Raw genomic sequence first — 18,134 nt, 5'->3', positions numbered from 1 at the left:
GCGAGGCCGCCGCGCGCGGCCGGGCGGCGGCCGAGCCGCCGCCCGGCCGGTCAGCGCGGGCCGCGGGTACGTGTCGGCGACACGGTGGGCAGCGGTGGCAGCGACGGCGTCAGCGTCGGCCGCGAGGTCGGCCGGCCGGTCGGGTCCGGGCTCGGGCTCGACCGGCTCGGGCTCGGGCTCGGCGACTCCGACGGCGAGGGTGCGGCGGTGGTCGGCGGCGGAGCCGACCGGGTCGGCGCCGGGGTCTCGCCGGGGAACGTCGGCTCGCCGAACCGGTACTTGCCCGGGTCGAGCTTCATCGCCGCGGTGGCCCGGGTCATGAACTGCCGCCAGATCGGCGCGGCGCCGGTCGAGCCGTACACCTCGTAGCTGCCGCCCTTCGTCCGCAGCGGCTTGCCGTCGGTGGTGCCCAGCCAGACGGCCGAGGCGAGCGCGCCGGTCCAGCCGACCATCCAGGTGTGCACGTTCTGCGTGGTGCTCTGCCCGGCCTGCCACGTGCCGGTCTTGCCGGCGGAGTCCCAGCCGTTGCCCAGCTCGGCGGCCCGCACCCGGCGCAGCGTCCAGTCGAGCTGGTCGATCGCCTCCCGGTCCAGGCCCAGGTCCGTCGTCCGCAGCTGCTCCGTCCACACCTCCTCGTCGTCCTTGGTCACCGATCGGACGAAGTGCGCGTCCGCACGCTTGCCGCCGGCCGCGAACGTCGCCATCCCGTTCGCGTGGTCCTGCACGGTGATGCCGTACTGCCCGATCCCGACCTCGGTGGAGAACCGCTTCGCCACCTCGTCGGCGGGATCGCTGCGCAGGTCGACGCGCTGCGGCCGGGGATTGCCCCGGACCGTCTCCCACATCGACTCCACGCCGGCCTGCCGGGCCATCTCGATCACCTTGTCGGTGCCCAGCTTCTCGGTCAGCTCGAAGTAGGTCACGTTCAGCGAGGCGACGGTGGCCTCCCAGAGCGCGCAGTCCGGCTGGCAGGGCGCGCGCTCGGCGTTGCGGATCGGCCCGGCCGCGCTGCCCCTGGTGCGTCCCGAGGCGGGGAACTCCTTGGTGTCCGGCGAGTCGAACCGCTGCTTCACCGAGATCCCGTCGCGTACGGCGGCGGCCAGGTCGTACACCTTGAACGACGACCCCGGCGGATGCTGGCCGAACCCGCGGGTCTCGCCGTTCTCGTCGTAGTACCAGCCGGCGTAGTCCGCACCCGAGCCGTTGTCGCCGCCGTAGTAGCCGAGCACCCGGCCGGTGCCCGGCTCCACCGCCACCAGCGCCGCCTGCCAGTTGCGCGGCTGGCCGCGTACCGCCTGCGGCGCGGTGTCGCGGCGGATGTCAGCCGCCGCCTCGGCGGCGTCCTGCACGCGCTTGTCGATGGTGGTGACGATCCGGTAGCCGCCGTCGCGGATCACCTCGTCGGGCTTGCCGCGGAACGGCTCGGTCTCGCGCAGTTCGGCGAGCACGTGGTTGACCACCAGGCCGGTCGGCCGGTCCAGGTCGGACCGGCCCGCGTCCTTGTCGATCGGCCGGACCGTGTCCGGGTACGCGAGATCCGCCGCCTGCTGCGGCGTCAGGTAGCCGAGCTTGACCATGCCGTCGCGGATGTAGTTCCACCTGTCGATCGAGTTCTGCTGGGCCAGCGCGTTGCGGCGCGGGTCGTAGCCGGGCGAGCCCTCCGGGTCGGCCGGGTCCGCCTCCGGCTGCTTCACCATCGCGCAGAGCACCATCGCCTCGGCCGGCGTGAGCTGCCGCGCGGCGGGCGCGTCCCGGCGTACCGTCTTGCCGAAGTACGTCTGCGCGGCCGCCTCGATGCCGTACGCGCCCCGCCCGAACGGCACGGTGTTCAGGTAGAAACCGAGGATCTCCTCCTTGGAGTACGCGTCGTCGAGCTTCCACGCGATCACCGCCTCGCGCAGCTTGCGGGAGTAGGTGACCCCGCGCAGGTCCGCGGCGATGCGCGCGTACTGCTGGGTGAGGGTGGACGCGCCCTGCCGCTGCCCGCCGCTGATGTTGGCCCAGGCCGCCCGCAGCACACCCTTGACGTCGATGCCCTGGTTCGTCCAGAACGTACGGTCCTCGGCCGCCACGATCGCCTGCTTCGCCGAGTCGTTCATCTGGTCGTACGGCACGATCGTGCGGTTCTGCGCGCCCAGCTTCGCCATCGGCGTGCGCCCGTCGGCGTAGTAGACGGTGGTGGACTCGGGCAGCTTCAGGTCGCTGGGCGTCGGCACGCTGTCGAAGTAGTAGCCGCCGGCGACCAGCCCACAGCCGGCCAGCAGCGTGCAGACCGCGAGGACGACCAGCAGACGCCGCCGCTTGCGCCTGGGGCGCACCTGGGCCGCGCCGCCCGGTTCCGGGGTGGATCCGCTGTTCCGCACGCGTTACCTCCGACTGCTCGGCTGAGTCGTGCCCGGCTCGCAGGCTAACCGAGCTGCGCCGACGGCACCGGCCGACGAACCCGGACGGTGTGGCGCGGGTTCGGGCCGGGGCGGACGGCTGCCGCCCCGGCCCGGGGGCTCACCAGGTCAGCGCGCCGCCCACCCGGCGGCCCGGTCGTCGCGTTCCCGGCGGGCGGCCCGGCGGGAACGCCACCTGTCGTTGCCGCCCGCGTGGAACGGCGCCGACCGCCACAACGACCGCACCGGCGTGCCGTCCGGGGCGGCGAACGTCTCCCGTTCGGCGTAGCCGAGCCGCCGCAGCAGCTCCTCCTCCTGCTCACCGGCGCACGGGTGCGCGTACGTGGGCAGGCTCAACGTGTCCATCCGGCGCTGCGCGGCGGACAGCGCCTGCGTCGCGCCGCCCCGGGGCGCGGCCAGCAGCGCCAGATGGTTGTGCGGCTCGGCCGGGCGGCGTGCCGCCAGTTCCGCGCCGAGGCGGCGGAACCGGTCCTCGTCCGGTCCGGCGGCGCCGGCGAGACGGTCGGCGTACCGGTGGGGAGCGGGGATCGGGCGGTAGCGGTGGAACCACACGGTGGCGGCACCGCCGTCGGGCAGCAGGAACGCGTCGCCGAACAACAACGCGTGTTCGGTCCAGATCCGCGCCACGGCGGCGAGGACCGGCAGGCGGCGGGACGTGTCGGGGACGAGCCAGGCGGCCAGCGCGGTGGGCGCGAGGGCCTCGGCGACGAGATCGGCGATCCGGCCGATGTCGCACCACCGGGCGCGGACGACGGGCAGGGCTGTGCTCATGAACGGGCTCCTGTTTTTCCAGGCGTGATCGGGTCGGTTGCGGGCGCCGGACGACAGTCGGCGGCGCCGCCGCGGCATGCGGCAGTCGGGCGGGACGCCCGTGCTCCGGATCGGAGATGGTGCCTGTGGAGTCCGCTCAGGCGGGTCTGGTGCCGGGGCGCGACGTGCGGGACGGCGGCAGCGGGTCGGCCGCCGGCCGCGCGTACCGCTGGGTCGGCGCCGGCAGCCGCCAGCGGTTCGTGTCCGCGTCGGCCGGCTCGCTGTGCACGGCGCCCGCGCCGTGGGTGACGCCGTCGCGCGGCAGCGGCAGGGCGGGCGTGGTGGTGACGTGCACGGCCGGACCGACCGCCGCCGGCGCCCGGCTGCGTACCGGGTCGGCCCACCGCGTGCCGACGACGGCGAGAGTGCGCGCCGCCGGGGCGGCGAGGACCGGCCCGCCGAGGCGGGGCGGCGTGTCGTGCGCACGCCCGGGAGCCGGTGCCGGCGTCGCAGCCGGGTCGGCCGGGGTGACCGGGACGCCCGGATCGGCCGGCCCGGGCACGGGCTCGCCGGGTGCCGAGGGTGATCCGGGTTCCGGCGCGGCCGGGGGATCGAGCAGATCGGTCACCGGGCTGAGCGGGTCGAGCACCGGGTCCAGCGGGTCGAGCACCGGTTCCAGGCCCCGCCAGACCGGGCCGAGGATCGGGCGCAACGGCTCCACGACCGGGGACAGCAGGTCCGCCACCGGGTTGAGGACGCCTGCCTTCACCGGGTCGGTGACCGGGCTCAGGCCCTCGGCGACGGGCGCGAGCAGGTGGTCGCGCAGCGGGTCGGTGACCGGGCGCAGGCCGTCGGTGACGGGCATGAGCACGTGGTCCCGGACCGGTGTCACCACCGCCTCGACCACCCGGCCGGTGACCGGCGCCGTGACGGACGGGCGGCCCGGTGCCGGCTCGGCGGGCGCGGCCGGAACCGTCTCCGGCGCCGCCGGTTCGGCCGCGGCCGGTGCCACCGAACCGGCCTTGCCGGGCGCTGCCGGCTCTGCCGGGCCCGGCGTCGGCGAGGTGGCACCCGGCGTCGGCGCGGGCGCGGCGGAGTCGGGGGCAGGCGCTGGTGCGGCGGGCGTCGCCGGCTCCGTCGCGGCGTCGCCGGAGCCGGACGGGGGCGCGCCGCCGTCGTCGGTTCCGGACACGGGCAGGCCGAGCACCGTCCCGAGCGTGTCGGTGAGCACCCCGACGGTGGCCGTCAGCGGACCGGGCGGCTCGCGGTCGGCGGCGTGGGCGGCCGAGCCGGATGCGGCCTCGTGGGCGCCCCAGACGACGGCCACGGCGCCGAGCAGCAGGCCGAGGCGCAGCGTGCCGCGCGCCATCCACCCGGTCCGTTCCGACATCCCGCACCCTTCGGACCCGTGCCCGGCGGCACGGATCGACGCCCGCACTGTACCGAACGTGGCGGCCCGGGCACAGTACGCCGTTGATCCGAATCGGGCGCGTCGCGCCGGGCCACAGGCGTGGGATCCGCGGTGTCCGGGTACCAGCCGGGCCATGGACACGCGCACTGCCGAACGCCCGGACACCGCCCCCGCTCCCGCCGCGCCCCCGGCCGGTGTGGTCGCTGTCGTCGCCCACCGGAAGAAGACGTTCGGGGGTGGGCTCGACGAGCTGCGCGCCCGGCTCGTGGCCGCCGGGGTCGGGCGGCTGCTCTGGTACGAGGTGCCCAAGAGCCGCAAGGCGCCCAAGCGGGTGCGCGCGGCGCTGGACTCCGGCGCCGAGCTGGTGCTGGTGTGGGGCGGCGACGGCATGGTGCAGCGGTGCGCCCACGCGCTGGCCGGCAGCGGCGTGCCGATGGGCATCCTGCCCGCCGGCACCGCCAACCTGTTCGCCGTCAACCTCGGCATCCCGGTCGACCTGCCCGAGGCGGTACGCATCGCCCTGCACGGCCGCCGGCGCGAGCTGGACCTGGGCCGGATCAACGGCGAGCACTTCGCGGTGATGGCCGGCGCCGGGTTCGACGGCGACCTGATCCGCGACGCCGACCGGCAGCTCAAGGGCCGGTTCGGCCGGATCGCGTACGTCTGGACCGGGCTGCGGCACGTGCGCGGGGAGTGCGTACGGACCCGGATCCGGGTCGACGGCGCCGACTGGTTCGACGACGAGGCGAGCTGCGTGCTGTTCGGCAACGTCGGCACCATCACCGGCGGTATCCCGGCCTTCGACGACGCCCGCCCCGACGACGGGGCGCTGGAGGTCGGCGTGTCCACCGCCAGCGGCGCCGTGGACTGGGCGCGCACGCTGGGCCGGATGGCCGCCGGGCGCTCCGAGGAGTCGCCGTTCGTCCGGATCACCCGGGGCCGCAAGATCAAGGTGCGGTTCGACGCGCCGAAGACGTACGAGCTGGACGGCGGCGCCCGGGGCAAGGCGAAACGGCTCAAGGTCAAGGTCGTGCCGGGCGCGTTGACCGTGTGCTGCCCGGACCCGGCGGACTGACCGCGCCCGGGCCGGGGCAGGATGCCGGAATGCGCGACGACATCCGCGACTACCTGGCCGAACTGGTCCGCCGCTCCCGGGACGTACTCGGTGACGACATGGTCGGCGCGTACGCGGCCGGATCGGTCGGGCTCGGCGCGTACCAGCCGGGACGCAGCGACGTGGACGTGGCGCTGCTGGCCACCGGGCCGCTGCCGGAGGCGGACAAGCGCCTGCTCGTGGACCGGCTGCGGCACGAGTCGCTGCCCTGCCCGGCGCGCGGCCTGGAACTCGTCGTCTACCGCCGTGACGTGGCCGCTTCCGGCACCCCCGAGCCGGGCTTCGAGGTCGAGCTGAACACCGGCGCCACCATGCCGTTCCGCGCCACCTACGACCCGGCGGACCGGCCCCCCGCCGACGGGCGGTTCTGGTACGCGCTGGACCGCAGCATCCTGCGCCAGTCCGGCCTGGCGCTGCTCGGCCCGCCCGCCGCCGAGGTGTTCGCCGACCCGTCACCCGAGGCGCTGCGCGCGCTGCTGGCCGACGCGCTGCGCTGGTGGCTGGCGCTGCCCACCCCGCCCGGCGACGAACCGGCCCCCGGCGCGGAGGACGCGGTGCTCGGGGCGTGCCGGACGCTGGTGCGCCACCGCGACGGCGTCTGGCTGGGCAAGGTCGACGCCGGGTTGCGGGTCGCCGCCGACGACCCGGACGCCGCGCTGATCCGGGCCTCGATCGCGGCCCGCCGGGGCGGTACGCCGCCGTCCGGTCCGGCCGCCCGCGCGTTCCAGCGGCGGGTGCTGGACCGGATCACCGCGGACTGAGCCCGGCCGTGCGTGACTACTGTGGGCCGGGGAGGTGCGGTGATCATGTTTGAGCTGAGCGCGTCCGCGCGGGCCGGGCTGGAGTCGGTGGTGCCCGGCGGTGTGGCGACCCGGGCCGCGGACCGGCTGAGGATGGCCCACGACGCCTCGCACTACCTGCTGCATCCCGGCGCGGTGATCACGCCGCAGGACGCCGGTCAGGTGGCCGCGCTGCTGGCGTACGGCCGCCGCACCGGCACCGCGCTGACGTTCCGTTCCGGCGGCACCAGCCTCAGCGGCCAGGCGGTCACCGACCGGCTGCTGGTCGACGTGCGGCGGCACTTCCGCGACCTCACGGTGCTCGACGACGGGCGGCGGGTGCGGGTGCAGCCGGGGGTGGTGCTGCGGCAGGTCAACGCGCGGCTCGCGCCGTACGGCCGCAAGCTCGGCCCCGACCCGGCCAGCGAGTCCGCGTGCACGGTCGGCGGTGTGGTCGCCAACAACTCCAGCGGCATGACCTGCGGGACCGAGTTCAACACGTACCGGACGCTGGAGTCGCTGGTCCTCGCGCTGCCCAGCGGCACCGTGCTGGACACCGGCGCCCCCGACGCCGACGCCCGGCTGCGCGCCGCCGAACCGGAGCTGCACGCCGGGCTGCTGCGGCTGCGCGACCGGGTACGCGGCAACACCGAGTCGGTGCGCCGCATCCGCGCCCAGTACGCCATGAAGAACACCATGGGCTACGGCGTGAACGCGTTCCTCGACCACGACGACCCGGCCGGCCTGCTCACCCGGCTCGTGGTGGGCAGCGAGGGCACGCTCGCGTTCGTCGCCTCGGCGACGTTCCGGACCGTACCCGTGCACCGGCACGCCGCGACGGGCCTGCTGGTCTTCGACTCCCTGGGCGCGGCGACGGCCGCCATGCCGGCGCTGGTGGCCGCCGGGCCGGCGGCGGTCGAGTTGCTCGACGCCGCCGCCCTGCGGGTGGCCCAGCGTGACCCGAAGGCGGACGCCGCGCTGCGCGGCCTGGCCGTGCGCGGGCACGCCGCGCTGCTCGCCGAGTGGCAGGAGTCCGACCCGGAGGCGCTCGCCGACCGGGTCGCCGACGCCGGTCCGGTGCTCGCCGGTCTGCCGTTGAGCGCACCGGCCCGGCTCAGCGGCGAACCGGCCGCCCGCGCCGCGCTGTGGCACATCCGCAAGGGCCTGTACGCGGCCGTGGCGGGCGCCCGCCCGTCCGGCACCACGGCGCTGCTGGAGGACATCGCCGTGCCGGTCGAGGCGCTGGCCGGCACGTGCGCGGCGCTCGCCGACCTGTTCGACCGGCACCGGTACGCCGACAGCGTCATCTTCGGCCACGCCAAGGACGGCAACCTGCACTTCATGCTCAACGAGCGGTTCGACGGTGGCGAGGCGCCGGCGCGCTACGCCGACTTCACCGAGGAGATGGTCGACCTGGTGCTCGGCCACGGCGGCACGCTCAAGGCCGAGCACGGCACCGGCCGGGTGATGGCCCCCTACGTGCGCCGCCAGTTCGGCGACGAGCTGTACGAGGTGATGCGCGAGCTGAAGACGCTCTGCGACCCGGACGGCGTGCTCAACCCGGGGGTGCTGCTCAGCGACGACCCGGAGATCCACATGCGGCACCTCAAGACCGTGCCGGCGGTGGAGGAGGAGGTGGACCGCTGCGTCGAGTGCGGCTACTGCGAGCCGGTCTGCCCCAGCCGCGACCTCACCACCACGCCCCGGCAGCGCATCGTGCTGCGCCGGGAGATCGCCGCCGCGCAGGCCGCCGGCGATACCGCGCTGGCCCGGGAACTGACCGACGACTACGACTACGACGCGGTGCAGACGTGCGCGGTCGACGGCATGTGCGCCACCGCCTGCCCGGTGCTGATCAACACCGGTGACCTGGTGAAGCGGCTGCGCGCGCGGGAGCACGGCCGGGCGGCGGGGACCGCCTGGCGCGGCGCGGCCCGCCGCTGGGGCGCCGCCACCCGCGGCATGGCCCGCGGGCTCGACCTGGCCGGAGCGCTGCCGCCCACGCTGCCGGAGGCCGCCACCCGGGCCGCCCGCGCGGTCCTCGGCGCGGACCGGGTACCGCGGTGGCAGCGGGACCTGCCGCGCGGCGGCACCCCGCGCCGCCCCCACCCGGCCGACGACCCGGACGCCGTGTTCGTGCCGTCCTGCCTCGGCACGCTGTTCGCACCCGCCGAGGGCGGCACCGGCGTGGCCGCCGCGCTGCTCACGCTCGCCGAGCGGGCCGGTGTACGCCTGCTCGTGCCGGACGGCATCGGTGACCTGTGCTGCGGCACCCCCTGGTCGTCGAAGGGACTCACCGACGGCTACCGGGCGGTGCGCGACCGCGTGCCGCCGGTGCTGCGCGCGGCCTGCCGCGACGGCGCGCTACCCGTGGTCAGCGACGCCGCGTCCTGCACCGAGGGCTTCGAGCGGCTGCTCGACGGCGCCGGGGATCTGCGGGTCGTCGACGCGGTCGCGTACACCGCCGGCACGCTGCTGCCCCGGCTGACCGTGCGCCGCCGGATCGGCTCGCTCGCGTTGCACCCGACCTGCTCGTCGGTCCGGCTCGGCCTGGACGACGCGCTGCTCACCGTGGCCCGCGCGGTCGCCGACGAGGTGGTGGTCCCGGAGGGCTGGCAGTGCTGCGGCTTCGCCGGTGACCGGGGACTGCTGCATCCGGAGCTGACCGCGTCGGCCACCCGGGCCGAGGCCGCCGCCGTCACGGCCCGGCCCTTCGACGGGTACGCCTCGGTGAACCGCACCTGCGAGATCGGGCTGGCGCGGGCCACCGGGCAGCCGTACCGGCATCTGCTGGAGCTGCTGGCCGAGGTGACCGCGTGATGCGCAGCTGGCGATTCGCCGCGCTGATGCTGGTCGTCGGCGTGGCGGTGGCCGCCGGCCAGGACACGCCGGTGTCGGCGACGGTGGGGTTCCTGGCGTTCGCCGCGCTGGCGGCGGTCTTCTCGCCGCTGGCGTTCCCCCGGTCGCTGACCGCTGCGCAGGCGCGTCGGCGCAGCGCTGACGACGGCCGGCCGGTGATCTACTGGCGGCCCGGCTGCACGTACTGCCTGCGGTTGCGTCTCCGGCTGGGCGGGCGGGCCCGGCGCGCGTACTGGGTGGACATCTGGCGCGACCCGGAGGCCGCCGCCGCCGTCCGGGCGGTGACCGGCGGCGACGAGACGGTCCCCACAGTGGTGCTGCCGGACGGGGCGGTGGTGAACCCCGACCCGGCGTGGTTGCGGACGCGGCTGCGAGCCTGACCGGGCGAACCCCGGCTCGGGGCCGGACCGGGCGAACCCCGGCACGGGGCGGCCCGCCGGGCATACCGTGCGGAGAGGGCGTCGCGGACGGCGCCCGCGGAGGGGGAACGATGCCGGCCGGGATGTTGTCGGGGCGGGTCGCCGTGGTCACCGGTGCCGCGCGGGGGATCGGCCGGGCCGCGGCGGTGGCGCTGGCCGAGGCGGGCGCGGACGTGGCCGGGATGGACGTCGCCGGGCCGGTCAGCCCGATCCTGGACTTCCCGCCCGCCACGCCGGAGGACCTGACCGAGACCGGCCGGCGGGTGACGGCGGCGGGCGCCCGCTGGTCGCAGCACGTGGCCGACCAGCGCGACATCGGCGCGGTACGCGCGGTGGCCGAGGCGGTGCGACGGGAGCACGGCGGCGTGGACGTGCTGTTCGCCAACGCCGGCATCCAGGCGTTCGCGCCGCTGCTGGAGATGACCGACCGGCACTGGCACGACCAGATCGACGTGAACCTCACCGGCGCCGCCAACGTGCTGCGGGTCTTCGCGCCGCTGCTGGTACGCCGCGGCGGCGGCCGGATCGTCGTGACGTCGTCCACCCAGGGGCAGCACGGCACCACGAACGGGTCCGCGTACTCGGCGTCCAAGTGGGGACTGATCGGGCTGGTCAAGTCCGCCGCGCTGGAACTCGGGCCGCACGGCGTGACGGTGAACGCGGTGATCCCGGGCCTGGTCGACACCGCGCTGACCCGCCACCGGGACCGCTACGCGCAGGCGCTCGCCGAGGCGGGGAAGCCGGCCTCCGGTGACCTCGCCGAGGTGGAACAGGCGGCGGTGGCGGCGCTGCGGGCGAAGACGCCACTGGGCGTGCCGTGGGTGGAGCCGGAGGACGTCGCGCCGCTCGTGGTGTTCCTCGCCTCCGACGCGGCCCGGATGGTCAGCGGCACGTCCTTCGCCGCGACGGCGGGCGACAGCGCGCACGTGACCGCCTGACCGCACCGGGCTGCCGGCGAGGGCGGTCGCGGTTAGTCTCGGGCGATGCATCGATCGCGGTTGTACGCTCTGATCATCGACGCGCCGCAGGACGAGGCGGGGGAGGCGGCCGCGTTCTGGTCCGCCGCGCTCGGCTCGGAGCTGCGCACCGATCCGGCCGAACCGGAGTTCACCGGCCTGGCCGACGTGGTGCCCGGGCTGGTCACCGCCGTGCAGTCGGTCGACGACGCGCCCCGCTACCACCTCGACATCGAGACCGACGACGTGACGGCCGAGGTCGAGCGGCTGCGCGGGCTGGGCGCCACGCCCGTCTCCCGCTGGGGCGACTGCCACGTGCTGCGGGCGCCGGGCGGGCACCTGCTGTGCGTCATCCCGGTGGCGAGCGACAGCGAGCTGTTCGAGACCACCGCCACCCGGTGGCCGTGACCCGAACCGGCGTCCCGGCCACCGGGGCCGGGACGCCGGAACCGCGGGTCAGGAGCCGTACGGCAGCGTGACGGTCGAGCTGCTGCCGACGCCGAGGATCGTGGGCGCGCCGCCGATGGCGTTCCACACCTCGACGCGTACCGTGCCGCCGGACAGGTTGCCCAGCGTGCCGGTGGACGAGAGCAGGCCCTGGGTCTGCCGGTAACGCTCCGCGCCCGGGATCGGGTCGGTGGCGAAGTACCGGTAGGTCTCCACCCGCTCGACGCTGCCGTTGCCGGTCAGGTCGTAGGAGACCCGGATCTGGACGCCGTTGCCGATCGCGGTGCCCGCGTCGACGGCCAGGTCGAACGCGGTCGCCCCGCCGGTGTACGTGCCGGTCAGCCCGGTGGCGGTGAACACCTGCGGGTTGGTCGGCGTGCCGTCGGAGTTGCCGTTTGCCGCCGCCACGTTCACCGTGCCGGCGGTGCCGGCGGTGCCGTCCAGCCCGCCGCCCGAGCGCAGGTACCGGAGCGGCGTCAGCGTCGACGGGCTGCTGGTGCTCGGGCTGGGGCTCGCGGTGGTCGGCGTCGGCGTGGGACTGGCGGTGGTCGGCGTCGGGGTGGGCGTCGTGGTCGGCGGGGGACCGGTCGGCACGGTTCCGCCGCCGGTGGCGTCGCCGCCGCTCCACGTGTAGGCCCCGGAGGTGGCCGTCTTCCCGGCCGGCACGGCGAGCGTGGTGCCGTCGGAGAACGTGACGGTCAGCGGCCGGGCGGTGATGTTCGACGCCACGTAGGTGCGGGCGCCGTTCTTGACGAACACCTTCGCCAGCGGGTGGTTCGCGGTGACGGTGGTGTCCACGGTGCCGAGCGCGGCCAGGTTGCGGATCCAGTGGAACGTGTGCGCCTTGCTCTCGCCCTCCTCGCTGGTGAATCCGCTGTTCGCCCGGAAGTTGCGCAGCGCCTGCTCGCCGTCGCCGAGGGCCAGGAACTCCCAGATGATGTCCTGCCAGACCGTCGGCGGGCCGCCCTTGTTGGTGACCAGCTCGGCGTAGTTGGCCTTGACGTACTCGGGGAAGTCACCCAGGTAGAGGTGCCCGCCGGTGATCGGCAGCATGTTGATGCCCTGGATCATCTCCGGCGCGGCGGAGAACCAGGTCGAGTACGCCCCGCCGTCGCCCCACACCATGCCGACCGTCTTGTGCCCGAACGCGGCCGGGAAGTTCTGGTCGTACACGTCGAACCAGTACTCGGAGATGGCCGCGGACTGCGTGGTCCACAGGTAGACCCCGGCGTCGCGGACGGCGGTGTCGCCGGTGGCCTGGCCCCACTGGATCAGCGCGTTGGCGAAGTTCATCCCCTCCGAGGAGGACTCCTGGTTGTTGCCGGCGAAGAACGGTGCCAGGCCGGAGGCCCAGTCGTGCCCGGCGTAGATGTCGAAGTCCCGCAGGTAGGGGAAGCGGCTGTCGGCGCGGTCGTAGTTGTTGGCGTCGCGGATGAGCAGGTCGATCATGCCGCCGTAGCGGCTGTCGTCGGCCCAGCCCGGGTCGAACTTGGCCAGCGTCGCGGCGGCGGCGATGAAGTAGCCGTAGTGGAAGTGGTGGTCGTTGAGGTCCTCGTCGGAGCCGTACGACGCGGGGTAGCCGATCAGCGTGCCCCAGTTGCGGTCGTAGTAGAACAGCTGGCCGGTCTCGCCGGAGCCGGCGGTGAGCCAGTTGGTCAGCCGGTTCCGCATCGCGGTCAGCGCCGCGTCGCGGACCGAGGTCTGCCCGAGCTGGTCGGCGATCTCGGCGATCCGGGCGGCCCGGCCGAGTCCCTTGCCGGCCCAGTAGGTGTCCGTGCCGCTGACGCCCTCCGGGTTGCCCTGCTCGGCGTTGAGGTAGCCGGTGACGGTGGACAGGTCCGCGCCGCTGGAGTCGCCCACGGCCGGCACCTCGGGCAGGACGCCGGTGAACCGCATCGTGGTGGTGAACGACGGCGCGCCGGTGAGCACCCGCATGGCGCCGCGCGCCGAGACGTACGTCGGGGAGATCGGGGTGGCGCCGGTGAGGCTGCGCCACTGGTGCGGGTAGAGCGCCACCACGGTCTTCGTCTCGCTGCCCTCGCGGGGCGTGGTGGTGAACGCGTACGTGGTGCGCACCGTTCCCGCCGACGGGTCGTACGTGTAGCTCATCCGGGTGCCTGTCACGTGCGCGTGGGCGTACCGGCCGTACGTGTCGGCCAGGGCGGCCCGGTCGCCGCCGCCCGGCAGCACCGCGACCGAGAAGTACCCCTTGCCGGCCAGTGTCGAGCTGATGCCGGCGCCGTTGACGGTCCAGGTCGCGCCGGTCGGGGCGTACGCGACGTAGTCGTGGCCGTTGACCGTGAAGCCGATGGTGGCGCCGGAGTTGCGCCACACGGTGGGCGTGGCGGTGGTGGTGAGCTGGGCGGTGCCGCCGCTGACCGTGTAGTAGCCGAACGGCAGTCCGTGGCCGATGGTGGCGCGCATGGTGCGGCTGCCGTCGCTCCAGTCGGCGGTGACCGTCCAGTCGCTCCATCCGGCGGCCTTGACCACCGGCGCGGACAGCCCCGGCATCCCGACGCGCACGTCCTCGCCGTACGGGTAGTGGAACTCGCCGACGCCGGTCGCGGTCCCGCTGATCGCCGGTGTGGTGGTGTACGACAGCCCGAGCCCGTTGTTCTCGGCCTTGAACGCCAGCGGGTGGGCGTGCAGGACCTCGCTGCCCGTGCAGTTGTTGCGCTTCCAGATCAGCGACGACCACCAGTCGTTGGTGGGGATCGCGCCGGCGGGTGCGTCGGCGGTGGTGAAGATGCGCGGGTCGGTGCTGATCGCGCCGCAGCCCTTGGGCAGCAGCGCGCCGGCGGGCCGCGTCTCGGTGAAGCTGCCCGCGCCGACGGCGCCGGCGGTGGCCGTGCCGCCACCGCCGACCACGACACCCAGCAGGCCGGCGGCCAGCACTGAGGCGGCGACGAGGGCGGTCGCCCGCAGGCCGCGCCGGCGGGCCGGGGACGGGACGGGTGCGGTCGGGGGTACGGGGTCGGGGGAGAAGTCCCGCAGATGGGTCATGGAGGTCCCCTTCACGAGGAGAAGGCGGGGGTGACGGAGTGGTGGTCCGGAGTCGTGAGAGCGCTCTCTTGAGAAGGGACAGTAAGGTTCGGGTTACGGATCCGTCAATGTCCTGTTATCAAAGAGAGCGCTCTCCCGCGCTGACGACCGACTCCCCAGGCACCTCACGAGCCGCGCTGACCAGCGCCGACGGCGCACACGAGCGCCGCCCCCGGCCGAGACGGCCGGGGGCGGCGCGAGAACGCCTGCGCCTACGCTGAGTCAGGCGGCGGTGGCGGCGAGGCTCCGCGCGCCGCTCCGCGCGCCCACAGTGCCCGGCTCACCGGCGGCACCGGCCTGACCGGCGTCCGGCTGCCCGGCGGCGACCGGCCGCGGCGAGGCGGACTGCGGCGAGGTGGCGGGCTGCCGGGACGCGGCGGACCGCCGCGGTGCCCGGGCGGCGCTCAACCCCACCTGCGCGTTGTTCCAGGCGGCGCACGGCCACGCCGCCCCGGCGCAGCTCGGGCTGGCGCAGACGCGCTCGGCGTCCGGCTGGTGCGCGTCGGCCACCGCGGCGGCCAGGTCCCACAGCAGCGGATCGGTCACCTCCGCGGGGCGGTCGGCGACGCGGTCTGTGCTGGCTTCGGACATGATTCGGTCCCCCTGTCGTGAACGGCCCCCACCTGTTTCCGGAAACCGCCCCGGCCAAACCTGCGCCCGCCGGAACGCGGACATAGGCTGACCGGCGTGGCGAGGTACTACGACCTGCATCCGGACAACCCCCAGCCCCGCGTGATCCGGCAGGTGGTGGACCTGCTGCGCGCCGACGGGGTGATCGCCTACCCGACCGACTCCTGCTACGCGCTCGGCTGCCGGATCGGCAACCGCGACGGCGTGGAACGGATCCGGGAGATCCGGCGGCTCGACGACCGGCACCCGTTCACGCTGATGTGCGCCGACTTCGCCCAGCTCGGCCAGTTCGTCAAGCTCAGCAACGCGGTCTTCCGGCAGGTGAAGTCCGTCATCCCGGGCAGCTACACGTTCCTGCTGCCGGCCACCGCCGAGGTACCCCGCCGGTTGCAGGACCCGCGGCGGCGGGTGGTCGGGGCACGCGTACCCCGGCACACGGTGACCCAGGCGCTGCTCGCCGAACTCGGCGAGCCGCTGCTGACCAGCACGCTGCTGCTGCCCGGTGAGGACGAGCCGATGACGCAGGGCTGGGAGATCAAGGAACGGCTCGACCACCTGGTCGACGCCGTGGTCGACGCCGGGGACTGCGGGCTGGAGCCGACCACCGTGGTCGATCTGTCCGGCCCGGAGCCGGAGATCCTGCGCCGTGGCGCCGGCGACCCGGCCCGCTTCGAGTAACGATCACCCGTTCCGCCCCGCCGGGCCGCCGCCGTAGGGCACCGTGATTCCCGGCAGACGGTGACGGGGGTACGGCGTGGAAGCACTCGTGCTGATCACGGTGCTGGGCGCCACCGTGCTCGTCGGCACCACGATCGGGGGGCGCTACAGCGTCGCGCCGCCGGTCCTGCTGATCGCCATGGGCGCGCTCATCGGCCTGCTGCCGCCGTTCGACAACCTGATCCTCGAACCCGAGGTCGTGCTGGTGCTGTTCCTCCCGGCGATCCTCTACCGGGAGAGCCTGGTCATCAGCCTTCGCGAGATCCGGGCCAACCTCACGGTGATCGTCGGGCTCGCGGTCGTGCTGGTGATCGTCACGATGGTCGCCGTCGCGTACACCGCGCAGGCTCTCGGCGTGCAGCCGGCCGCCGCGTGGGTGCTCGGCGCGGTGCTGGCGCCGACCGACGCGGCCGCCGTGGCCGGCCTGGCCAAGCGGATGCCGCGCGGCATCCTCACCACGCTGCGCGCGGAGAGCCTGGTCAACGACGGTACGGCGCTCGTGCTGTTCGCCGTGGCGGCCGGCGTGGTCGCGGGCGGGACCGTGCCCGGTGCGCTGACGCTCACCGGCGAGTTCGTCGGCAAGTCGCTCGGCGGGGTGGCCGCCGGCCTGCTCGTCGGCGCGGTCGTGGTGCTGATCCGCAAGCACGTCGACGACCCGATGCGTGAGGGCGGCCTGAGCATCCTCACCCCGTTCGTCGCGTTCCTGCTCGCCGACGCGGTGCACGCCAGCGGCGTGCTCGCGGTGGTCGTGTCCGGGCTGCTGCTGTCCTACGCCGCGCCGAGGGTGATCCGGGCGCGTTCCCGGGTCACCGCGTTCGCGTTCTGGGACCTGTCCACCTTCATGATCAACGGTGGGCTCTTCGTGCTGCTCGGAACGCAGGTGCCGCGTTCGCTGCGCAGCATCACCAGCCACTCGCCGGCCGCGTCGCTCGGCATCGCGGCGCTCGTGTCGTTGGTCGTCGTGGTGATCCGGCTGGTCTGGGTGCACCTGTCGGTGTCGGCGCTGCAACGCGTGGACCGGCGCGAGTCGAGCCGGGCGCGGCACTTCGACGGCCGGATGCGTACCGCGGTGGGCTGGGCCGGATTCCGCGGCGCCGTCTCGCTCGCCGCCGCGCTCGCCGTGCCGGTCACCATGCACGACGGGAGCCCGGTGCGCGAACGCGACCTGATCATTTTCGTGACCGTCGTGGTGATCGTGCTGATCATGCTGGTGCAGGGCACCACGCTGCCCGCTGTCGTGAGCTGGGCGGGCCTGGTGGGCGACCGGGAACGCGACGACGAGGTGCGCTGGGCCCGGATCCGGGCCACCGAGGCCGCCCTGGAGGCGCTGCCCCGGGCGGCCAGCGACGTGGGCGCCACGCAGGACACGGTGGACCGGTTGCGGGCCGACTACGAGGATCATCTGGCCGACGCCCGCGACCCGCGCGGCGAGGACGCGGAGGGGGAGCGGGAGATGGCCCGGCGGCTCCGGCTGCGGGTGCTCGACCACAAGCGGCAGGAGATCACCCGGCTGCGCAACACCAGGCAGATCGACGACGCGGTGCTGCGGCAGCTCCAGGCGGCCATCGACATCGAGGAGATCCGGCTGCTCGGGCCGGAGATGGAGGAGTGAGCCGGCCGGCCGCCACCCGTCCGGGTGGCGGCCGGCGTAACTCAGCGCGCGTCGACAGCGACCACCGTGTACGGGGTGGTCGGCGTCGGCGGGGTGGTGAACCGGCCGTTCGGCAGGTAGAGCCGGCCGAGCGCGGTGGCGACGGTGGTCGGCACGTCGAAGCCGGGGTCGGTGACGATCCGGTGCAGCGCGCCCCTGGTGCCGGCACGGTTCAGCTCGACCACGGCGACCTGGTTGAGGAAATTCTGCACCACGTACAGCGTGCGGCCGAGCAGCAGCAGGCCGTCGCCGTTGAGGAACGTGGCGCCCGGCACGTCGACTGCGGTGGTGACGCCGGTGGCCGGGTCCACCCGGAACAGCGTGCCGGTGTTCGACTGCACGACGATCAGCGCCCGCCCGTCCGGGGTGGGCACGATGCCGTTGAGGTTGACGCCGGTGCCGCTCTGCTGGAAGTCGCCGGTCAGCGGCAGCGTGGTGAAGCCGTCGGCGGGCGGCAGTGTGCCGCCGCGTCCCAGCGGCAGGCGGTAGAGCACCGGCCGGTTCGAGTCGGTGAACCAGGCGGCGTCGCGGGTGAGCGTCACGTCGTTGACGAACGTCGGCGCCTCGGCGAACCGGTAGCGGGCGAGCACGGCGCCCGTGCGCGTGTCGATCACCCGGGCGTCACCGGCGGTGCCGCCGGCGACGAAGAGCCGGCCCCGCGGGTCGATCTTCAGGCCGAGCGAGGGGGTGCCGGTGGCGGGACTGACCTGCTTGCCCGCGCCGGTGATCAGGTCGGCGCGGTAGATCTCGCCGGTGGCCCGCGACCCGAACCAGGCGTACCGGCCGGCGGCGGCGACGCCTTCCGGCTGGAAGCCGTCGGGCAGCGCGATGACGCTCGGGCGGCGGTCGTGGGCGGTGGCGGGGGCCGGGGCGGCGGTGGTGACGAGGGCGGCGGTCAGGGCGACGCCGAGGGCGGTCCTGATGCGTCGGTTCACTGTGGTCCTTCCGGCGAAACGG

14 protein-coding genes are annotated in these 18,134 nt (G+C 74.9%); 8 read left to right on the top strand and 6 right to left on the bottom strand.

Going from position 1 to position 18,134, the window contains the following annotated elements; translation table 11 throughout:
* Window positions 1–50: 50 nt before the first annotated feature.
* From V6U82_RS00400 to V6U82_RS00390, 3 genes are all read right to left on the bottom strand, one after another.
* On the bottom strand, window positions 51–2,363 hold the full coding sequence (locus tag V6U82_RS00400; RefSeq protein ID WP_334458490.1) for a transglycosylase domain-containing protein: 2,313 nt from the start codon (window positions 2,361–2,363) through the stop codon (window positions 51–53).
* A 147-nt stretch (window positions 2,364–2,510) separates the two neighbouring features.
* Window positions 2,511–3,173: a hypothetical protein gene (locus tag V6U82_RS00395; RefSeq protein WP_334458489.1), complete on the bottom strand. Its 663-nt coding sequence runs from the start codon at window positions 3,171–3,173 to the stop codon at window positions 2,511–2,513.
* Between the two features lie 136 nt (window positions 3,174–3,309).
* Window positions 3,310–4,542 carry a hypothetical protein gene (locus V6U82_RS00390; RefSeq protein ID WP_334458488.1) on the bottom strand — a complete coding sequence of 411 codons (1,233 nt, stop codon included), beginning with the start codon at window positions 4,540–4,542 and terminating at the stop codon, window positions 3,310–3,312.
* 154 nt (window positions 4,543–4,696) lie between these two features.
* Between V6U82_RS00390 and V6U82_RS00385 the strand changes: the two genes are divergently transcribed.
* The 6 genes from V6U82_RS00385 (at window position 4,697) to V6U82_RS00360 (ending at window position 11,098) form a co-directional block, all read left to right on the top strand.
* The gene (locus V6U82_RS00385; RefSeq protein ID WP_128139209.1) at window positions 4,697–5,638 is read left to right on the top strand and encodes a diacylglycerol/lipid kinase family protein; all 942 of its coding nucleotides are present in this window, start codon (window positions 4,697–4,699) and stop codon (window positions 5,636–5,638) included.
* 29 nt (window positions 5,639–5,667) lie between these two features.
* On the top strand, window positions 5,668–6,438 hold the full coding sequence (locus tag V6U82_RS00380) for a nucleotidyltransferase domain-containing protein (protein WP_334458487.1): 771 nt from the start codon (window positions 5,668–5,670) through the stop codon (window positions 6,436–6,438).
* A gap of 45 nt (window positions 6,439–6,483) precedes the next feature.
* Window positions 6,484–9,276, top strand: a complete 2,793-nt coding sequence (locus V6U82_RS00375; RefSeq protein ID WP_334458486.1) for an FAD-binding and (Fe-S)-binding domain-containing protein — start codon at window positions 6,484–6,486, stop codon at window positions 9,274–9,276.
* Window positions 9,276–9,695, top strand: coding sequence for a glutaredoxin domain-containing protein (locus V6U82_RS00370; protein WP_334458485.1), 420 nt, complete (start codon window positions 9,276–9,278; stop codon window positions 9,693–9,695). Before V6U82_RS00375 ends, V6U82_RS00370 begins: the two co-directional genes overlap by 1 nt.
* A 110-nt stretch (window positions 9,696–9,805) precedes the next feature.
* Window positions 9,806–10,672 carry an SDR family NAD(P)-dependent oxidoreductase gene (locus tag V6U82_RS00365; protein WP_334458484.1) on the top strand — a complete coding sequence of 289 codons (867 nt, stop codon included), beginning with the start codon at window positions 9,806–9,808 and terminating at the stop codon, window positions 10,670–10,672.
* Between the two features lie 45 nt (window positions 10,673–10,717).
* Window positions 10,718–11,098 (top strand): VOC family protein, encoded by a 381-nt coding sequence (locus V6U82_RS00360; RefSeq protein ID WP_128138414.1) that lies wholly within the window; start codon window positions 10,718–10,720, stop codon window positions 11,096–11,098.
* 48 nt (window positions 11,099–11,146) lie between these two features.
* On the opposite strand, the gene V6U82_RS00355 is transcribed toward V6U82_RS00360, so the two are convergent.
* Together V6U82_RS00355 and V6U82_RS00350 are read right to left on the bottom strand one after the other, a co-directional pair.
* Entirely contained in the window at window positions 11,147–14,140 is a 2,994-nt protein-coding gene (locus V6U82_RS00355; RefSeq protein WP_334458483.1) for a glycosyl hydrolase, read from the bottom strand.
* A gap of 261 nt (window positions 14,141–14,401) precedes the next feature.
* A complete protein-coding gene (locus V6U82_RS00350; protein ID WP_334458481.1) occupies window positions 14,402–14,770 on the bottom strand; it encodes a hypothetical protein in 369 nt (122 codons plus the stop codon).
* Window positions 14,771–14,866: 96 nt separating this feature from the next.
* Between V6U82_RS00350 and V6U82_RS00345 the strand changes: the two genes are divergently transcribed.
* Together V6U82_RS00345 and V6U82_RS00340 are read left to right on the top strand one after the other, a co-directional pair.
* A complete protein-coding gene (locus tag V6U82_RS00345) occupies window positions 14,867–15,487 on the top strand; it encodes an L-threonylcarbamoyladenylate synthase (RefSeq protein ID WP_013286492.1) in 621 nt (206 codons plus the stop codon).
* Window positions 15,488–15,563: 76 nt separating this feature from the next.
* A complete protein-coding gene (locus V6U82_RS00340; protein ID WP_181726756.1) occupies window positions 15,564–17,138 on the top strand; it encodes a Na+/H+ antiporter in 1,575 nt (524 codons plus the stop codon).
* Between the two features lie 41 nt (window positions 17,139–17,179).
* Here the strand turns inward: V6U82_RS00340 and V6U82_RS00335 are convergent, their stop codons facing one another.
* The gene (locus V6U82_RS00335) at window positions 17,180–18,112 is read right to left on the bottom strand and encodes a superoxide dismutase (protein WP_334458477.1); all 933 of its coding nucleotides are present in this window, start codon (window positions 18,110–18,112) and stop codon (window positions 17,180–17,182) included.
* Window positions 18,113–18,134 lie beyond the last annotated feature (22 nt).

The sequence above is a fragment of the Micromonospora sp. CPCC 205554 genome (assembly GCF_036902745.1).
Taxonomy (GTDB): Bacteria; Actinomycetota; Actinomycetes; order Mycobacteriales; family Micromonosporaceae; genus Micromonospora; species Micromonospora tulbaghiae.
Note: the sequence above shows the minus strand (reverse complement) of the source record. Positions and strands in the feature narration are given on the sequence as shown.

Bases quoted from the DNA above. Each gene is read 5' to 3' on its own strand.
- V6U82_RS00365 (WP_334458484.1), top strand. From the start codon at position 9,806: ATGCCGGCCGGGATGTTGTCGGGGCGGGTCGCCGTGGTCACCGGTGCC.
- V6U82_RS00380 (WP_334458487.1), top strand. From the start codon at position 5,668: ATGCGCGACGACATCCGCGACTACCTGGCCGAACTGGTCCGCCGCTCC.
- V6U82_RS00395 (WP_334458489.1), bottom strand. From the start codon at position 3,173: ATGAGCACAGCCCTGCCCGTCGTCCGCGCCCGGTGGTGCGACATCGGC.
- V6U82_RS00370 (WP_334458485.1), top strand. From the start codon at position 9,276: ATGCGCAGCTGGCGATTCGCCGCGCTGATGCTGGTCGTCGGCGTGGCG.
- V6U82_RS00355 (WP_334458483.1), bottom strand. From the start codon at position 14,140: ATGACCCATCTGCGGGACTTCTCCCCCGACCCCGTACCCCCGACCGCA.
- V6U82_RS00360 (WP_128138414.1), top strand. From the start codon at position 10,718: ATGCATCGATCGCGGTTGTACGCTCTGATCATCGACGCGCCGCAGGAC.
- V6U82_RS00350 (WP_334458481.1), bottom strand. From the start codon at position 14,770: ATGTCCGAAGCCAGCACAGACCGCGTCGCCGACCGCCCCGCGGAGGTG.
- V6U82_RS00385 (WP_128139209.1), top strand. From the start codon at position 4,697: ATGGACACGCGCACTGCCGAACGCCCGGACACCGCCCCCGCTCCCGCC.
- V6U82_RS00375 (WP_334458486.1), top strand. From the start codon at position 6,484: ATGTTTGAGCTGAGCGCGTCCGCGCGGGCCGGGCTGGAGTCGGTGGTG.
- V6U82_RS00390 (WP_334458488.1), bottom strand. From the start codon at position 4,542: ATGTCGGAACGGACCGGGTGGATGGCGCGCGGCACGCTGCGCCTCGGC.